The organism is Nocardiopsis endophytica, from assembly GCF_027706725.1.
Lineage (GTDB): Bacteria > Actinomycetota > Actinomycetes > Streptosporangiales > Streptosporangiaceae > Nocardiopsis_A > Nocardiopsis_A endophytica.
Genome location: NZ_JAQFWQ010000053.1, coordinates 15,145 through 30,694, shown reverse-complemented (window position 1 = coordinate 30,694; position 15,550 = coordinate 15,145). Strand labels below are relative to the sequence as shown.

General features: G+C 72.4%; 14 protein-coding genes. 2 read left to right on the top strand and 12 right to left on the bottom strand.

Going from position 1 to position 15,550, the window contains the following annotated elements:
* Positions 1-102 precede the first annotated feature (102 nt).
* From O4J56_RS18145 to O4J56_RS18090, 12 genes are all read right to left on the bottom strand, one after another.
* Positions 103-444 carry a hypothetical protein gene (locus O4J56_RS18145; RefSeq protein ID WP_270687167.1) on the bottom strand — a complete coding sequence of 114 codons (342 nt, stop codon included), beginning with the start codon at positions 442-444 and terminating at the stop codon, positions 103-105.
* Positions 441-2,351, bottom strand: a complete 1,911-nt coding sequence (locus O4J56_RS18140) for an anthranilate synthase family protein (protein ID WP_270687166.1) — start codon at positions 2,349-2,351, stop codon at positions 441-443. Before O4J56_RS18140 ends, O4J56_RS18145 begins: the two co-directional genes overlap by 4 nt.
* The gene (locus O4J56_RS18135; protein ID WP_270687165.1) at positions 2,348-2,971 is read right to left on the bottom strand and encodes an isochorismatase family protein; all 624 of its coding nucleotides are present in this window, start codon (positions 2,969-2,971) and stop codon (positions 2,348-2,350) included. Before O4J56_RS18135 ends, O4J56_RS18140 begins: the two co-directional genes overlap by 4 nt.
* The gene (locus O4J56_RS18130) at positions 2,959-4,161 is read right to left on the bottom strand and encodes a 3-deoxy-7-phosphoheptulonate synthase (RefSeq protein ID WP_270687163.1); all 1,203 of its coding nucleotides are present in this window, start codon (positions 4,159-4,161) and stop codon (positions 2,959-2,961) included. Before O4J56_RS18130 ends, O4J56_RS18135 begins: the two co-directional genes overlap by 13 nt.
* Before the next feature lie 576 nt (positions 4,162-4,737).
* Positions 4,738-5,247 (bottom strand): SMI1/KNR4 family protein, encoded by a 510-nt coding sequence (locus tag O4J56_RS18125; protein ID WP_270687162.1) that lies wholly within the window; start codon positions 5,245-5,247, stop codon positions 4,738-4,740.
* Between the two features lie 147 nt (positions 5,248-5,394).
* A complete protein-coding gene (locus tag O4J56_RS18120; protein ID WP_270676729.1) occupies positions 5,395-5,865 on the bottom strand; it encodes a bifunctional nuclease family protein in 471 nt (156 codons plus the stop codon).
* Positions 5,866-6,098: 233 nt separating this feature from the next.
* The gene (locus O4J56_RS18115) at positions 6,099-6,641 is read right to left on the bottom strand and encodes an FHA domain-containing protein (protein ID WP_270687161.1); all 543 of its coding nucleotides are present in this window, start codon (positions 6,639-6,641) and stop codon (positions 6,099-6,101) included.
* 356 nt (positions 6,642-6,997) lie between these two features.
* Positions 6,998-9,496, bottom strand: coding sequence for a mannose-1-phosphate guanyltransferase (locus O4J56_RS18110; protein ID WP_270687160.1), 2,499 nt, complete (start codon positions 9,494-9,496; stop codon positions 6,998-7,000).
* A 109-nt stretch (positions 9,497-9,605) separates the two neighbouring features.
* Entirely contained in the window at positions 9,606-10,310 is a 705-nt protein-coding gene (locus O4J56_RS18105) for a CDP-alcohol phosphatidyltransferase family protein (RefSeq protein ID WP_270687159.1), read from the bottom strand.
* Between the two features lie 267 nt (positions 10,311-10,577).
* Positions 10,578-11,513 carry an ArsA family ATPase gene (locus tag O4J56_RS18100; RefSeq protein WP_408639135.1) on the bottom strand — a complete coding sequence of 312 codons (936 nt, stop codon included), beginning with the start codon at positions 11,511-11,513 and terminating at the stop codon, positions 10,578-10,580.
* Positions 11,504-11,779, bottom strand: a complete 276-nt coding sequence (locus O4J56_RS18095; RefSeq protein WP_270687157.1) for a cory-CC-star protein — start codon at positions 11,777-11,779, stop codon at positions 11,504-11,506. The genes O4J56_RS18100 and O4J56_RS18095 overlap by 10 nt, the downstream gene beginning before the upstream one ends.
* A 21-nt stretch (positions 11,780-11,800) precedes the next feature.
* Positions 11,801-13,561: a carbon starvation CstA family protein gene (locus O4J56_RS18090; protein ID WP_270687156.1), complete on the bottom strand. Its 1,761-nt coding sequence runs from the start codon at positions 13,559-13,561 to the stop codon at positions 11,801-11,803.
* 174 nt (positions 13,562-13,735) lie between these two features.
* Between O4J56_RS18090 and O4J56_RS18085 the strand changes: the two genes are divergently transcribed.
* Together O4J56_RS18085 and O4J56_RS18080 are read left to right on the top strand one after the other, a co-directional pair.
* Complete coding sequence (locus O4J56_RS18085) at positions 13,736-14,584, top strand: hypothetical protein (RefSeq protein ID WP_270687155.1); 849 nt, start codon at positions 13,736-13,738, stop codon at positions 14,582-14,584.
* A gap of 146 nt (positions 14,585-14,730) precedes the next feature.
* The gene (locus O4J56_RS18080) at positions 14,731-15,123 is read left to right on the top strand and encodes a hypothetical protein (RefSeq protein ID WP_270687154.1); all 393 of its coding nucleotides are present in this window, start codon (positions 14,731-14,733) and stop codon (positions 15,121-15,123) included.
* Positions 15,124-15,550 lie beyond the last annotated feature (427 nt).

Sequence of the window (15,550 nt, the reverse complement as noted above, 5' to 3'; positions counted from 1 at the left end):
TCCTTTCCTCTTCGACGGCACGGGGCCGTCATCGGCCGTACCTTCCTCGGTGCTGTCATCAGGCGCCACGGCCGGAGCCGGACCGAACGCCATCCGGAGCCGTCACGGCCTCCCCTCTGCGGTGAAGGCCGGTCCTCGTTCGAGAGGGCCCGAGCAGAGGCCTTCGACGGCGGCCTCCACGTCGAACGCCATGCGGTGCGTCGGCGGGTATCCGATGAGCTCGCTCGCCCGGTTGGGCGGCAGCGGTGCGGCCGGGTCGGCCGTGGAGTCCCACAGCATCACCGCGCCCCAGCGGTCGGTGCGCACGTCCGAGATCCAGAACTTCAGGCGCAGCCCGGGGACCCGCTCCCACTGCTCGACGCCCTCCTCCCGCAGGCACTCCCGCAGGGACGCGATGGTCTGGTCGGACCGTGAAAGGTCCCACCAGGCGACGGTCGCCCTCATTCGCTCAGTGCCTCCCGGGTCGTGGCGAGCCGTTCCAGCAGTTCACCCAGGATGCGCTCGCCGTCGCGGGTGAGCACCGATTCGAGGTGGAACTGCACCGACCCGAAGAACGGCCCGCGCAGGGCATGGACCTCGCCGGTGCCGGGGTCCAGGCCGACCTCCACCTCCCCGATGCCGGGGCACTCCACGCGCCCGGCCCCCGCGACGGCGACGAAGGAGTTGTAGAACCCCACCCGTTCCCGTGAGCCGAACAGGTCGATCTCCCGTTGGGCGCCCTGGTTCGGCACGTCCCGGCGCCGCAGGGGGAGCCCGAGGTGGCGGCAGAGCAGCTGGTGGCTCAGGCAGACGGCCAGGAAGGGGGTGCGCCGGGACATCAGGTGCCCGATGGCCGAGGCGAGGCGGGCCATCCGGGGGTGGCCGGTCTCGCGCGGGTCGCCTGGGCCCGGGCCCAGGACGACGATGTCGTGGTCGTCGAGGTCGTAGGGCTCGTCGAAGCGGGCGAGCCGCACCGCCGGGCCGACGGCGCGCAGCTGGTGGACGAGCATGGAGCTGAAGGTGTCCTCGGCGTCGATGACGAGCACGCGGCGCCCGTCCAGGGCGGGCCGCGGGCGTTCCCGGCGCTCGGTGTCGTCGAGCCAGAAGCGCGCGAGGGCCCGGGTGCGCCGCTCAAGCGCGTCTCTGACCTGCGGGTGGCCGTCGAGCCGCTCGTCGGCGTCCAGGGCCGAGAGCAGCCCCGCGGCCTTGGTGCGGGTCTCGGCCACCTCGGCGACGGGGTCGGAGTGGCGGACCAGGGTCGCGCCCACGCCGATCTCGACGCGCCCGGCGCGGGGGCCGTCCGCGTGGATGTCGGCCGTGCGGATGAGGATGGCGGAGTCCATGGCGCGCCGCCCGGCCGCGTCGCGGCCGATGAGGGCGGCGACGCCGGAGTAGTACCCGCGGCCCTGCGGCTCGTGGCGGGCGATCACCCGGCAGGCGTTCTCCAGCGGGCTGCCGGTCACCGTGGGGGCGAACATCGTCTCCCGCAGGATGTCCCTGGGGTCGAGCCGGCTGCGCCCTTCGATGGTGTACTCGGTGTGGGCGAGCCAGGCCATCTCCCGCAGGAAGGGGCCGGCCACGCGGCCGCCGCCCTCGCAGACCCGGGCCATCATCTTCAGTTCCTCGTCCAGGACCATGGACAGCTCGTCGGTCTCCTTGCCGTCGTCGAGGAAGTCCATGACCTCCGACAGGACCGGCCCGGTCGGGGGGTAGCGGTAGGTGCCGCTGATCGGGGTCATCGCCGCGACGCCGCCGCGCAGGCTGACGTGGCGCTCCGGTGTGGCGCCGACGAAGGTGCGCGTGCCGGTGTGCACGAGGAAGGTCCAGTAGGCGCCGGTCTCCCGGGAGAGGAGGCGGCGGAACAGGCTCAGTGCGCTGCGCGCGGAGTATCCGGAGATCGTCGTGGTGTAGGAGCGCTTGATGACGAAGTTCGAGCCCTCCCCTGCGCCGATCTCCTCATCGAGCACCGTTCGGACGATGTCGGCGTAGTCGTCGTCCCCGATGTCGAAGCCGCCGCCGTCCAGGGCGATCGGGTCGTCGGGCAGGGCCTTCATCGCCTCGGGGAGGGAGACCGCCCCCTGGTCCGTGACCGACATGGCGATCAGCGGCGCCCCGTCGTCGGGGGCGGCGAACCCGCGCTCGGCGATCTGGCGGTGGGGCACCAGGACGAGCACGTCGTGGCGCGGCCCGCCGGGATCGGGGCCGTCGTCGGGCGGGGCGCCGAGGGGGATGTCGGCGAGCCGGGCGGGCGTTCCGACCCTGCCGCGCAGGATCTCGACCCGGTCCGGGCCCACCGCCTCGGGGCGGTGCAGGAGTGCGAAGGGTCCCGGTCCGGGGCCCAGCACGTGCTCGAAGAACCGCTCGGCGTTCACCGCAGGACCTCCTCGGTCGTCGTGACCACCGAGCAGCGCAGGGCCGCGTAGTCCAGGGCCAGGCGGTGGTAGTCGGCGGAGAAGTCGCCGAGGGCGTCGGCGACCAGGAACGCCTCGATGTCGTTGGTGAACGCCTCGAGGGCGGTGGCCAGGACCCCCACGTGCGCGTACACGCCGCAGACGATGATCTGGTCCCGGCCCGTGCCGCGCATCCGCGCCAGCAGGCCCGAGCGGAAGAAGGCGCTGTAGCGCCACTTGGTGAGCACCTGGTCCCCGGGCCGGGGCGCCAGCTCCTCGACGATCTCCCGGTCGCCGGGGTCGCTCCGCATCCCCGGCCCCCAGAAGTCCTTGAGCAGGCCGCGTTCCTCGTCCGTCATCCCGCCGGGTTGGGCGGTGTAGAAGACCGGCACCCCCTGGGCGGCGCACCGCTCGCGCAGCCGTGCGCAGTTGCGCACCAGGGGGTCGCGCACCGGCGCGGGGAACGGTGCGAGGAAGTAGCGCTGCATGTCGTGCACGAGGAGCACCGCCCGGTCCGGGTCGACGGTCCAGTGCACGGTGCCGGCGGGGAGGTCGTCGGCCGTGGGCAGGGGGTAGGCGGGGATCGGCGCTATGCCCGGCACGTGTCTCCTTCGACGCGGTCCGTCAGGGTCGGTGCCTGCCAGGCCGCGACCACAGAGGCGGCCTGGCGGGGGTTGAGCCTCGGGTCGCACAGGGTGGTGGAGCCGTCCTCGCCGGGGCGGGGGCCGTCGGCGTCGACGCACTCGGCCACGGCGTCGGGGGTGGTCTCCAGGTGCACTCCGCCCGGTGTCGCGCCGACGGCGCGGACGGCCTCCTGGAAGGCCCGCACCTCCCGGACGATGGTCTCGACGAGCCGTGTCTTGCGGCCATCGGCGGTGGTGTGGGTGTTGCCGTGCATGGGGTCGACCAGCCAGACGACGGGGTGCCCGGCGGCGCACACGGCCTCCGCCAGCGGCGGGAGCGCTTCGGCCACCGTGTCGGCGCCCATCCGGGCGATGAGGGTGAGCCGCCCGGGCGTCCGCCCGGGGTCGAGCCGCGCGCACAGGGCGAGCAGGGCGGCGGTGGTCATGCGCGGGCCGACCTTGCAGGCGACGGGGTTGGCCACGTCCGCCAGCAGGGCGACGTGGGCCCCGTCGGGCCGGGCCGTGCGGTCGCCGATCCACGGCCAGTGCGTGGAGGTGAGGACGCGGTTCCCGTGCCGGTCCCTGCGCACCATCGGGAGCTCGTAGTCGAGCAGGAGGGCCTCGTGGCTGGTCCACACCGGCGGCGCGGTGTGGACCTCCGGGGCCGTGGCGAGGTTGGCCATGACCCGGTTCGCCGCCCTGTACCCCGCCAGCAGGCGCCGGGGGTCGGGCCTGCGCGCCTCAGGGTCCGGCTCGGGGCCGTTGACCAGGTGTCCCCGGTAGACGGGGAGCTCGACGCCGCCGACCGTCTCGGTGTGCGCCGACCGCGGCTTGGCGTACTGTCCGGCGATGCGCCCCGCCCGGACCACCGGCCGGCCGGTGACCGCCTCCATGGTCCCGGCGAGCAGGTGGAGGAGGCCCGCCTTGCGGTCCACGTCGCGCGCGGTGCATTCCGCGGGGTCCTCGGCGCAGTCGCCGGCCTGCACGACCTGCGCCCGGCCGGAGGCGACCTCGGCGAGGGCCGCGCGGAGCGCGTTCGGCGAGGCGGGATCGATGAGCGGCGGGAGGGCCGCCAGCGCCTCGCGGACCCGTTCGACCTGTCCGGCGTCCTCCCAGCGGGGCTGCTGCGCGGCCGGCGCAGCCGAGACCTCGAGCGAGGCGGCGCTCAATTCCGGGCCCCGCGAACGCGCACGAAATTGTTTCCGAATGCGAATGGAACGGCGGCGGCAGGATCCGGCGACGGGGACGTGGATTTCATCATGGCATCGCCCTCGAATTGAGCATGACGACCGGAACGTTTCTACGGCGGCACGCGGACAGGACACCACACCCAGGGAGGATCCGGCGCCCCCGCACGTCGGGATCGGCCTTCCGCCCCCTTGCGGCAGCCATACAACCCTGAGTGATCTGCCGTGTCAAGGGGTATTCGGGGACATTGGTTCCCCTGTTCATCCGCACCGCACACCGAAGATCATTTCGGCTATCGAATTGCGTTCGAACTGCTCACCGGTCAATTTCTCGGCGAAATGGAAACTGGAAATCTCATTGCCGATGATCATGCCCGCGACGATGAACTGCGAGAACGCCGGAGCGGACTGCTCCCCACCGGGGCGTGGGCTCCCGGCCCGCCTGGGGGACCCAATCCACGCCTCCCCCGGCCCGGGAGGAACCGCGGTCTCCCGTGCCGACCGCACCGACCGGACCGGCCCCGGGCACGGCGGTCGGGCAGGGGCCGGAACCCGCGGTCAGCTCCGCAGCAGGGTCATGATGAACTCGACGAACGCCTTGTAGTCCTCGGCGCGGACGTACTCCTCGCCGCCGAGGATCCAGGACACCTGGCCCTCGTCCTTCCGGCCGGGGCGGATCAGGAGCACCAGGTCGTTGCCGTCCCCGGCCGCGACCGGGATGACGCCCTCGGGGTCGAGTCCGATCCGCGCCATGACGCCCTCTCCGGTGTAGACCGCGAGGAGCTGCTCGGCGACCGGCCACCGGCCCGCCCCCTGGAGCTCGGGGCTCCCGAAGAGGTCGAGGTCGTAATAGACGCCCGGCCATCCGTCTGCGTGCAGCAGGAAGTCACGGAAGTCCTGCGGGAACGGCCCACCGTGCTCCCGCTCGAGTGCCTCGAGCTCCTCCGGGGAGAGCTTGACCCGGGGAAGCGTCTCGTCGTCGCTGTCCTCGGGGTCCCGCAGACGCAATTCGCGTTTGGCGCTGATGGTCAGCCCTAGGACGACGGGCCACGAATTGCGCTCAGGCACGTTCTTCTCCGGACACTGGGCGGTGCGAGGGGGGAAGGGACGGGGGAAGGTGAAGGGACCTCTGCCCCCAGTGTGCCTCAGATCGAACGACGGGGCGGCCCCGGGACGGCCGGGGCACAGACGGCGGAACGGCCCGCCGAAAGCCCCTCAGGTGGTGCGGCCGAAGTCCTCCGGGGAGATGGTGTCCAGGAACTCCCGGAACTTCTCCACCTCGTCCTCCTGCTCGTCCGGGATGGGGACGCCCGCCTCGTCGATGACCTCTTCCTTGGCGTAGATCGTCGCTCCGGTGCGCAGCGCCAGGGCGATGGAGTCCGAGGGGCGCGCGCTCACCTCGACGCCGTTGGAGAAGACCAGCTCGGCATAGAAGATGCCGTCGTCCAGGGCGGTGATGTTGACGGTGTCCAGCGTGGCGTCCAGGGCCTCGAGGACGTCGCGGAAGAGGTCGTGGGTCAGCGGGCGCGCGGGGGTGACCCCCTGCTGGGCCAGCGCGATCGCGGTCGCCTCCACGGCCCCGATCCAGATGGGCAGGTAGCGTTCGCCGCCGGTCTCCTTCAGCAAGACGATCGGCTGGTTCGAGGGCATCTCGACCCGGACGCCGACGACCTCCATGTGCTTCACTGCGGCTCCGTCCCCACGACTGGTGTACCGGATATGGGCACCGGCCCGGCTGTGCTGTCGTTTCCGTCCCTACGGGCGAGGCCGCCGCCCCCGGTCGGGCGCCCTGGGGCCGGGGGCCGCTCCGCGCCGCTGCCGACGGTCTTCGTTTACAAGGCTGTCCGGTCGGGGGCGGGCGCAAACCTGCGTCGCCCGCCCCCTTCGGCCCGAGCGGGGCGCCCCGCCGGAGGGGCCGGTCAGCGCCTCGGCTTGGTGAGCAGAACCAGCCGGAACTTGCCGATCTGGACCTCGTCGCCGCCGCCCAGCTCGGCCTCGTCGATGCGCTCGCGGTTGACGTAGGTGCCGTTCAGGCTGCCCACGTCGCGCACCCCGAAGCCGTCGCCGCGGCGGAAGAACTCCACGTGGCGGCGGGACACCGTGACGTCGTCGAGGAAGATGTCGCTGTTGGGGTGGCGCCCGGCGGTGGTGACGTCGGAGTCGAGCAGGAAGCGGCTGCCCGCGTTCGGCCCCCGCTTGACCACGAGCAGCGCGGTCCCGGGCGGCAGCGCGTCCACGTTGCCCGTGTCCGCGGGGGCCTCCTCGGCGGCGTCCGTCTCGGCTTCGAGGGCCTGGATGCCGGCGATGGAGATGGTGGACGTGGTCTCGCCGACGGAGTCGCGGCGCTCACCGGCCCGGGCGGGCTCTTGTCCGCCCCTGCGCAGGGGGGTCCCACAGTTGGAGCAGAAACGGGCATCATCCGCAACGGCGTGACCGCACTGCGTGCAGTTAACGCTCGACATAGGTCGGCTCGGCCTCCTACCGCACGGGGGCGGTGCTCAGATTCGTATCGGCTGCTGGTCTGGTCTGCCTGGCGGCCGGAGCCGCTCACCTCCCAGGCTCTCCCTCCCTGGCAACGAAGAAGGTGCTCGCCGGTGTTCCCGGATCGCCCTCGGCGTCCTCCTCCTTCCCCGAGGCGTCCGTCCGGTGGCCCCGCCCGCGTCGCCAGTGTTGCGGGAACACTCGACTCTAAACCATATCCAGCCCCCGCCGGAGCGCCCGTGGGCCCTGAGCCGCAACGGATTTCGGCCGACTCCGGCCGCGGGGTGGGGACGGCCCGCAAGCCGTCCCCACCCCCGCCACCGGGACCGATCCCGGTCTACCCCTCGGCGCGCTCCACGACCGCGCCCCATTCGTCCAGAAGGCGCTGGGCCGCGTCCGAATCGGACCCTTCGGCCCATATCCGGGTGACCGCCTCGGCGGTGTCGGGCAGCACCAGGGCCCAGTCGCCGTTCGGCTCGACCACCCGCACGCCGTCGGTGGTGTCGACCTCGCGGTCGCCCGCGGCCTCCACCACCGCCCGCATCACGCTGCCCTTGACCGCCCAGGGGGTGGGCACCGAGCGGCGCAGCTGGTGCGCCTGCGGGATGCGCCGGTCGATCTGGCCGAGCGACAGCCGCGTGCGCGCCACCAGGCCGAGCAGCCGCACGAACGCCGCGATGCCGTCGGAGGTGCGGGAGAACTCCGGCAGGATGTACCCGCCGCGCCCGTCCCCGGCGAAGACGATGTCGTCGGCCTTGGCGGCCTTGGTGAGCTCGTCGGTGGCGGTGGGGGTCCACTGCACCTCGACGCCGTGGAAACGGGCCACCCTCTCGGCGACGCGGGTGGTGGTCACCGGCAGCGCCACGCGTCCCCCGCCGCGCTCGGCGGCCACCAGGTCCAGCACGACCAGCAGCGCGCGCTCGTTGTCGACGAGCTCGCCGTTCTCGTCGACGATGGACAGCCGCTCCCCCACCGGGTCGAAGCGCACCCCGAAGTCGGCCTTGGAGGACCTGACCAGCTCCCCCAGGTGCTGCAGGTCGCGCATCTGCTTGGCGAGGGTGTCGGTGGGCGAGGCCTCGTCCAGCCGGTTGTTCAGCGTCATCACGTCGGCGCCGACCTTGCCCAGCAGCGACGGCAGCACCAGCGCCCCGGTCCCCCCGGCGCAGTCGACGACGACCTTCATCTCCGCCTCGTCGATGCCGGAGGTGTCGATGCGCCGCAGCAGCTCCTGGGTGTACCCCTCGACGCCGCGCGAGGGGAAGGACAGCTCCGCGATCTCGCCGGGGAAGGCGCGGCGGAACTCGGCGCGCGAGTAGACCCGCTCCAGCTTCCGCTGGGCCGCCGGGGACAGGTCGGCCCCGCTGGAGTCCAGGAAGACCAGGTCCACCGACTGGGGGTCGCCGGGAGTGGTGCGGATGGCGATGCCGCCGCTGACGCCGCTGTGCGAGGTGTTGTAGCGGGCCACCGGCATCGGGACGGCCTCCAGGTCCCGCACGTCGATCGCGCCCGCCGTCAGGGCGCTGACGACCGCGCGCTTGAGGGTGCGCGCGCCGCGGGAGGCGTCCCGGGAGGTGGTGACGACCGACCCCTTCTTCAGGGTGGTGGCGTACGCGCTGGCCAGGCGGACGGCGAGCTCGGGGGTGATCTCGACGTTGATCAGGCCGGACACGCCCCGGGGCCCGAACAGGGAGCGCTGGCCGCGCGACTCCCAGATGACGTTGGTGTTGACGACCGCCCCGGCCTCGATGGTCTTGAAGGGGTAGACCTTGATGTCGTTGGAGAGGTACGCCTCGGACTCGATGACGCATTCCTCGCCGATGATGGCGCCCTCTTCGATGCGGGCCCCGGACATCACGTCGGTGTTCTTGCCGACGACGCATCCGCGCAGGTTGGTCGAGGCGCCCACGTACACGTTGTCGTGCACGACGGTGCGGTGCAGGAAGGCCTCCGAGCGCACCACGGCGTTGCTGCCCAGCACGGTGTACTCGCGCAGCTCCGCCCCGGCCTCGACCTTGGCGTAGTCGCCGACGTAGAGGGGGCCCTTGAGGACGGCCTCCGGGTCGACCTCGGCGCCCTCGCCGACCCACACCCCCGGCGAGACCTCGAACCCGTCGATCTCGACGTCCACGAGCCCCTTGAGGACGTCGGCCTGGGCGCTGAGGTAGGACTCGTGGGTGCCCACGTCCTCCCAGTAGCCGTCGGCGATGTAGCCGTAGAGCGGTTCGCCCTCCTTGAGCAGCTCGGGGAAGACGTCGCCGGACCAGTCCACCACCTCTCCGGCGGCGACCCGCTCCAGGACCTCGGGCTCCATGATGTAGATGCCGGTGTTGACGGTGTCCGAGAAGACCTGCCCCCAGGTGGGCTTCTCCAGGAACCGCTGTACGCGCCCCTCGTCGTCGACGATGATGATGCCGAACTCCAGGGGGTTGGCCACGCGCTTGAGGCCGATGGTGACCATGGCCCCGTTCTCGCGGTGGAAGCGCAGCATGTCGCTCAGGTCGATGTCGGTGAGCGCGTCACCGGAGATGACGATGAACGGTTCGCCGCGCAGGTGCTCCTCGGCGTTCTTGACGCTGCCGGCGGTGCCCAGCGGCACCTCCTCGGCCACGTAGTGCAGCTTCATCCCCAGCTCTTCGCCGTCGCCGAAGTAGTTGCGGATGAGGGTGGCCAGGAACTGCACGGTCACCACGGTCTCGTCGAAGCCGTGCCGCCTGAGCAGCCGGAGCACGTGCTCCATGATCGGCTTGTTGACCACGGGCAGCAGCGGCTTGGGCTGGTTCGCGGTCATGGGGCGCAGGCGGGTCCCCTCACCGCCCGCCATGACGACGGCCTTCATCTGGGGCACCTCCGGTCCGCCGGGGCGGTGCGCCTGCCCGCGCCCGGTCTGTGTCGCTCGTCGCTGGTCCTGCCCCCGGTCGGTCGCTGGTACGCCCTCGGGCGTGCTCTCATGGCGAGGAAGTCGCTCCCTTCCTGTCACTGCGGGGTGGCCCGGGGTCACCGGAGGAGGGGGCCTCCGGCCCCGCGGCCGTCGGCTCCCCGCCCTCGTGGGCCCCGGGTGCGCCGCACGTGGCCGCCGCGCCGGCGCCGGGGTCGTGCCCCTGGGCGATCGCGCGGTCGGCCCGCCGGGCCTGCCTGATGAGGCTCTGGCCCTGGACCGCGTACAGCAGTCCGGCCCACCAGTAGATAGCAGTTCCCCATAGGGCGAACGCCCAACCCGTGACGCGGGCGACATCGCCGACGATTCCGCCGTATCCGGCGACGAACAGCAACGGGAAGGAGTAGAGCAGGCACAGCGTGGCCGCCTTGCCCGCGAAGTTGACCGGCAGCGTCCCGTACCCGTGGTGCCGCAGCACCGGCAGCGACACGATCATCAGCACGTCGCGCAGCACCAGAACGGCCATCAGCCACCAGGGCACGACGCCGCGGACGACCAGGCCGAGCACCGCGGCGAAGATGTAGAGCCGGTCGGCCATCGGGTCGAGCACGGCGCCGAGCCGGCTGGTCTGGTTCCACGCGCGCGCGATCTTGCCGTCGAGCCAGTCCGACAGCCCGGCGAACGCCAGGACGCCCAAGGCCCACCAGTTGGCCTCGGGGACCAGGACGAGCCACAGGAACAGCGGCACACCGAGCAGCCTCAGCATGCTGAGCATGTTCGGAATCGTCCACACGCGGTCGCCCGGCGCGTTCGTACGGTTCGCCACCCCACCTCCAGAGTTCCCCGTTCCGAGCCTACCGGTCCCACCTCTGGCGGATTCTCAGCGTCCGAAACCCTTTATAGGGGTCCTTCCCCGTGTGGGGCGGGGCCGACCGGCCCATTTCGGGGCGCGTCGGCCCCGGGGGCGCGGCGGGATCGTGCGCTGGAGGAAGCGGAGGGCGCGGAGGGCGCGGAGGGCGCGGAGGGCGCGGAGGGGCGCCCGTCACACGCGGGCGGCCAGCGCGCGCAGCGCGGGCAGGCCGGTCGGCTCCGATTGGGCGAGGGGGAGTTCGACGGCGCCGGTCCGGGCGAAGCGCCGGCGCGCCGCTTCGAGCGGCTCGGGGTCGGCGTCCTCGGGGACCTGGTTGATGACGGCGGGTCCCAGTCGGAAGCCGGCCTTGGCGAGCTGTTCGGCCGCGCGCTCGGTCTCGGCCAGGACCATGCGCCTGGGGATCATCACCAGGCGCACCCAGGCGTCGCCCCGGAGGCGCTCGGCGGCGCGCTCCAGCTTGTGCCTGCGCGCGTGCAGCTTCTCCAGGAGGGGGTCCTCGGGCGCCTCGGCGGGGCCGCCGACGATTCCGGCGGCGAGGCGGTCGGCGTCCAGGACGCGTTCGCGCTGGCGTGCGAGGCCGCGCACCCACGGGGTGAGGAGTTCGGGGAGGGCGAGCAGCCGGAGCAGGTGCCCGGTGGGGGCGCTGTCCACGACGAGCCGGTCCCAGGCGCGGGGGACCTCCTCCATGGTGTCCATGAGGAGGTCGGCCAGGGCCGACTCGGCCATGCCGGGGCTGGAGGCGGCGTGCTGCAGGTGGCGGGAGACCGCGGGCATGATGTCGCGGGGCAGCGCGCGGTAGGCGTCGTCGGTCACCTCGCCGATGCGGCGCTCGACCGCGGCGTCGGCATCGGGCTCGCGCGCCCAGAGGGCGTCGGCGACCTTCACGGGCTTGTCGCCCAGGCGGGTCTCGAAGGCGTCGCCGAGCGAGTGGGCGGGGTCGGTGGAGACGACGAGCGTGCGCAGTCCGGCGTCGGCGCACTTGAGGGCGTAGGCGGCGGCCATGGTGGTCTTGCCGACGCCGCCCTTGCCGCCGAAGAAGACGATGGGCGGCTCGCGCCTTCCGGGCGCGCCCCCGTTGTCTGGGCCCCCGCCCCTGCTCAACAGCACACCCCCGGGTCGCCGAACTCCTCACGCCCCATGCGCTGGTGCCATTCGTGGAGGTCGGCGACCATGTAGGGGATCAGGTCGAGCGTCTCATAGGCCACCGGCCCCTCCACCCCCAGGGTCTCCAGGAGCATCAGGGCCCGCAGCGTGTCCTGCTGGGTGCGCGCCTCGCGGCGCATGACGTGGCGCCACCGCGTGTCGAACCAGGCGGTGTGGAACTCCTCCACCTTGTGCCAGGCCGCACGCAGCCGTTCGAGGCGCGCACCCATCGTTCGGATCTCCCGTGTTCCTCAGGCCCCGGTACCGGCGGACTCGTCCTCACCGCCTGCCCGGGCCTCGGCCGTGCCGCCCTCCGGGGCCCCGCCGGGGCGGCGCGCGGACCAGGCCTTCCACAGGGCGATTCCGGCCTCGACGATCAGCCAGAGCGCGACGACGAAGATGACCGCGTCCAGCGGGGCCAGCAGCACCCGGTCGATGAGCTGGTCGGAGGTGGCGAACTTCAGGAGGTTGGTGATCAGCGCCCAGGAGGTCATCACCATCAGGAAGACCAGCGGGATGAGCACCGCGACCGGGTTGCGGGACTTCTTGGTGACCCACACGGCCACGACGGCCAGCGCCAGCCCGGCGGTGAGCTGGTTGGTGGTGCCGAAGAGCTGCCACAGGGTGCCGAAGGCGAAGTCGCCGGGGATCATCGCCAGCGCCAGCGGCACCAGGGTGGCCACCACGGTGGCCAGGGTCAGGTTGCGCGCCAGCGGGCGGACCTTCACGATCTCGCCGATCTCCTGCACGATGTAGCGCTGCAGGCGCACGCCGGTGTCCATGGTGGTGGCGGCGAAGCTGATCACCACCACGGCGGCGAACACGGTGGCGGTGGCCGCGGGGATGCCCAGGTTGGTGGCGAACCCGGCGACGCCGTTGACGAAGTTGCCGGTGGCCCCGGCCGATGCGGTCTCCCAGTCGGCGTAGAGCGCCGACCAGTCCTGGTCGGAGACGATGACCACGCCGGCCGTGCAGGCCAGGATGGAGCACAGGGCCAGGCTGCCCTCGCCGACGGCGCCCATGTAGCCGACGTAGCGGGCGTCGGTCTCCTTGTCGAGCTGCTTGGAGGTGGTGCCCGAGGAGACCAGGCTGTGGAAGCCGGAGATGGCGCCGCAGGCCACGGTGATGAACAGCAGCGGGAACCAGTTGGGCGAGCCCTCGGGCACGTCGTGGACGACCGGGGCGGCAATGGTGTTCATCCCGACCGCGACGCCGAGCAGGATCAGCAGCAGGGCGACCAGCATCTGCTGCTGGTTGACGTAGTCGCGCGGCTGCAGCAGCAGCCACACCGGCAGGCGGGAGGCGAGGAAGGCGTAGGCGAAGATCAGCACGATCCAGACCATGCGCGGCTCGACGCCCAGCAGCCCGGCCAGCGGGTCGACGGTGATCGGGAACGACTGGCCCAGCGGGATGCAGGCGTAGATGATCACCAGCGCCACGATCGACGGCAGCAGCGCGGCGGTGCGGCGGCGGTAGACCCACTGCCCCACGGCGATGGCCAGCGGGATGGTCACCAGAACCGGCAGCACCGCCTCGGGGGTGCCCATGAACAGGTTGGTGATGACCACCGAGAAGACCGCGTTCACCAGGGTCAGCAGGAAGAAGATGATGACCAGGAAGAGCGAGCGCGAGCGGGGTCCGATGACCTCGCTGGCCAGGGTGCCGATGCTCTTGGCCTTGTGGCGCACGGAGACGGCCAGGGCGCCGAAGTCGTGCACGCCGGCGGCGAAGACGGTGCCCAGGACCACCCACGCCAGGGCCGGGCCCCACCCCCAGAACACCGCGACGGCCGGGCCGACGATGGGGGCGGCGCCGGCGACGGAGATGAAGTGGTGGCTGAAGACGATGTGCTTGTTGGTCGGGACGAAGTCCACGCCGTCCTTGTAGGCGTGGGCGGGGGTGGTGAACGCCGGGTCCAGCGCGAATACGCGCTTGGAGAGGTAGGCCGAGTAGTACCTGTAGCCCAGCGCGAAGATCGCCAGTGCGGCGACCAGCACGACGACTGCCGGCATTGTAGGGATCCTTACTGTCCGCGGTTCGTTCCCCTTGATTCGACGGCCCATCGGGGTGCGCCGCAAGGGGGTGGCTGGGAGCGGAGGAGCCGATTTGTCACGAATCGTGTCAAGATCGACTAAAGTCACCAGAAGTTAGCATGAGATCCCGATCACTACAAAGGCGTGACCTGCATGACGGCTCCAGATGACATCTCCGGCGCCTGGCGGCGGGCGGTCACCGGGGAGCTGTGCTGGACCGGCCCGTCGGGGCCGGCCGGGATCCCCGTGGTGCCGCTGGTCCTGGACGGGCGCCCGTGCGCCGCGCTCCCGGCGGCGCTCCTGGCCGAGGCCGACACCCTGACCTCGGGGCGGGCGGCGTTCGCGCTGACCTCCGAGCGGCACGGTGGCCCCGGGATGGCGGCCTCCGGCCCGGTGGAGGTGGTGGCCGACGCCGACGGGAGCCTGTTCACCGAACACCTGCTGGCCCAGGAGCTCGTCAAGCACCCGCCGACGCGGCTGCGCGCCGACAGCCTGATGGCCCAGCGGGAGAACTGGTGGTGGCTGCCGCGCGTGGTGGTCGTGCTGTCCCGGGTGGAGGCCGAGCGGGAGCTTCCGGTGCGGTCGGCCCCCGAGGACGCGGTGCTGGTCCGCCCGGCGCAGGGCACGGCCCCCTCCCCCGGCGCGGGCGCCGGGACCGCCGAGGACCCCCGGGTGGACGTGGTGACCGCGGACGCGTGGCCCGGGGACGGGGCGGATCCGGTGCGGCTCCGCCTCGCGGACGGCTCCCCGCCGGACGGCCGCGGGGAGCGGGCGTTCCTGTTCGGGCACCGGCACAGCCCCGACTTCGAGCGGTGGGAGCGGTGGCACCGGGCCGGGACGGTGACCGGCGACCGGCTGTCCGTGGAGGAGGCCGAGGGCGACCCGGTGGGCGAGGTGGCGCCGTTCGGGGTGTTCGAGCGCCTGCGCAACCACCGCGAGCTGGTGAAGGCATGCAAGGCGGGCGTCGCCGCCCTGGAGGCCCGCCGGGGCACGGGCGGCTGAGGCCGCGGGGCCCCGCCCGCCCCTGCACTGCGTCGCCCTTCCCACCGCTCCCCTTCCCCCTCGCCCCGTACCGCGGGTTTTCGCTGGTCGCGGCGGGGGCACCCTGATTGCGTCCAGCAATGCTCCGACTTCGGAGGGTAGTCGACATGGGGATGCTCCTGCGTGCGGGCGCGACGGCGGGCGCCGCCGTCCTCGCGGCGGCACCGGCGCAAGCGGCGGTCCAGCCGGCCCAGGCGGCCGAACGCGAATGCGCGACGGCCGCCGCCGCCAAGGACTCCACGGGCGCCGAGCTGTGGATCGAGGTCTGCGACCCGTACGCGGTCCGCGCCGGAGGGGAGCACCTCTCCCCCGGCGACACGATCGAGCTCCGGGAGGCGGGCAAGGGCATGATCCTGGCCGAGGCGACCGTGGCCGAGGGCGAGGACTCGGCCGTCACCGATTACTGGTCCGGCACCGTGGGCTACGGCGAGCACCCTGACCACCACGTCGTATCGGTGGACCTCGGCGACGGGGACGGGTTCATCGTCTGGGACCACTAGGTCCTGTCCGGAGTTCGGCGGCGCCCCGCCGAGCGGGCGCCCCCTCGTCGTTGATCTCGACGAAGGTGCTGCCAAATCCGCCGGAATGACAGCACCTTCGTCGAGATCAACGCCTGAGGTGCCGGGTGAGAGGGGAGTCCAGACAGGACCTACTCAGTACTGCAACGGCGGGTGCAGAGGCGGCTTGACCGCAGGCCCGCCCAGGTCGAGCCCCTGCTTCCGGCTGTGCCGCCTCCGGTCCTACTTCCCTACTTCCACTTCGACTCCGCAGGGCACGGAGTCGGCAACGGAGACCTGTCGTTGCGGTACCGGGCACCGGTGATCGGGGGACCCCGCACAAAGGTCGCCGCCGGACGGGCCCGTGGGTCGTCCGGCGGCGACCCGGTGATAAGGCGCCTTCTCCGGTGGGCCCCGACGTTCATGGAGG

What these genes read in the sequence shown, in the direction of transcription:
- O4J56_RS18145 (WP_270687167.1), bottom strand. Translation starts at nt 444, where the DNA reads ATGAGGGCGACCGTCGCCTGGTGGGACCTTTCACGGTCCGACCAGACC.
- O4J56_RS18115 (WP_270687161.1), bottom strand. Translation starts at nt 6,641, where the DNA reads ATGTCGAGCGTTAACTGCACGCAGTGCGGTCACGCCGTTGCGGATGAT.
- O4J56_RS18110 (WP_270687160.1), bottom strand. Translation starts at nt 9,496, where the DNA reads ATGAAGGCCGTCGTCATGGCGGGCGGTGAGGGGACCCGCCTGCGCCCC.
- O4J56_RS18105 (WP_270687159.1), bottom strand. Translation starts at nt 10,310, where the DNA reads ATGCTCAGCATGCTGAGGCTGCTCGGTGTGCCGCTGTTCCTGTGGCTC.
- O4J56_RS18095 (WP_270687157.1), bottom strand. Translation starts at nt 11,779, where the DNA reads ATGGGTGCGCGCCTCGAACGGCTGCGTGCGGCCTGGCACAAGGTGGAG.
- O4J56_RS18090 (WP_270687156.1), bottom strand. Translation starts at nt 13,561, where the DNA reads ATGCCGGCAGTCGTCGTGCTGGTCGCCGCACTGGCGATCTTCGCGCTG.
- O4J56_RS18085 (WP_270687155.1), top strand. Translation starts at nt 13,736, where the DNA reads ATGACGGCTCCAGATGACATCTCCGGCGCCTGGCGGCGGGCGGTCACC.
- O4J56_RS18080 (WP_270687154.1), top strand. Translation starts at nt 14,731, where the DNA reads ATGGGGATGCTCCTGCGTGCGGGCGCGACGGCGGGCGCCGCCGTCCTC.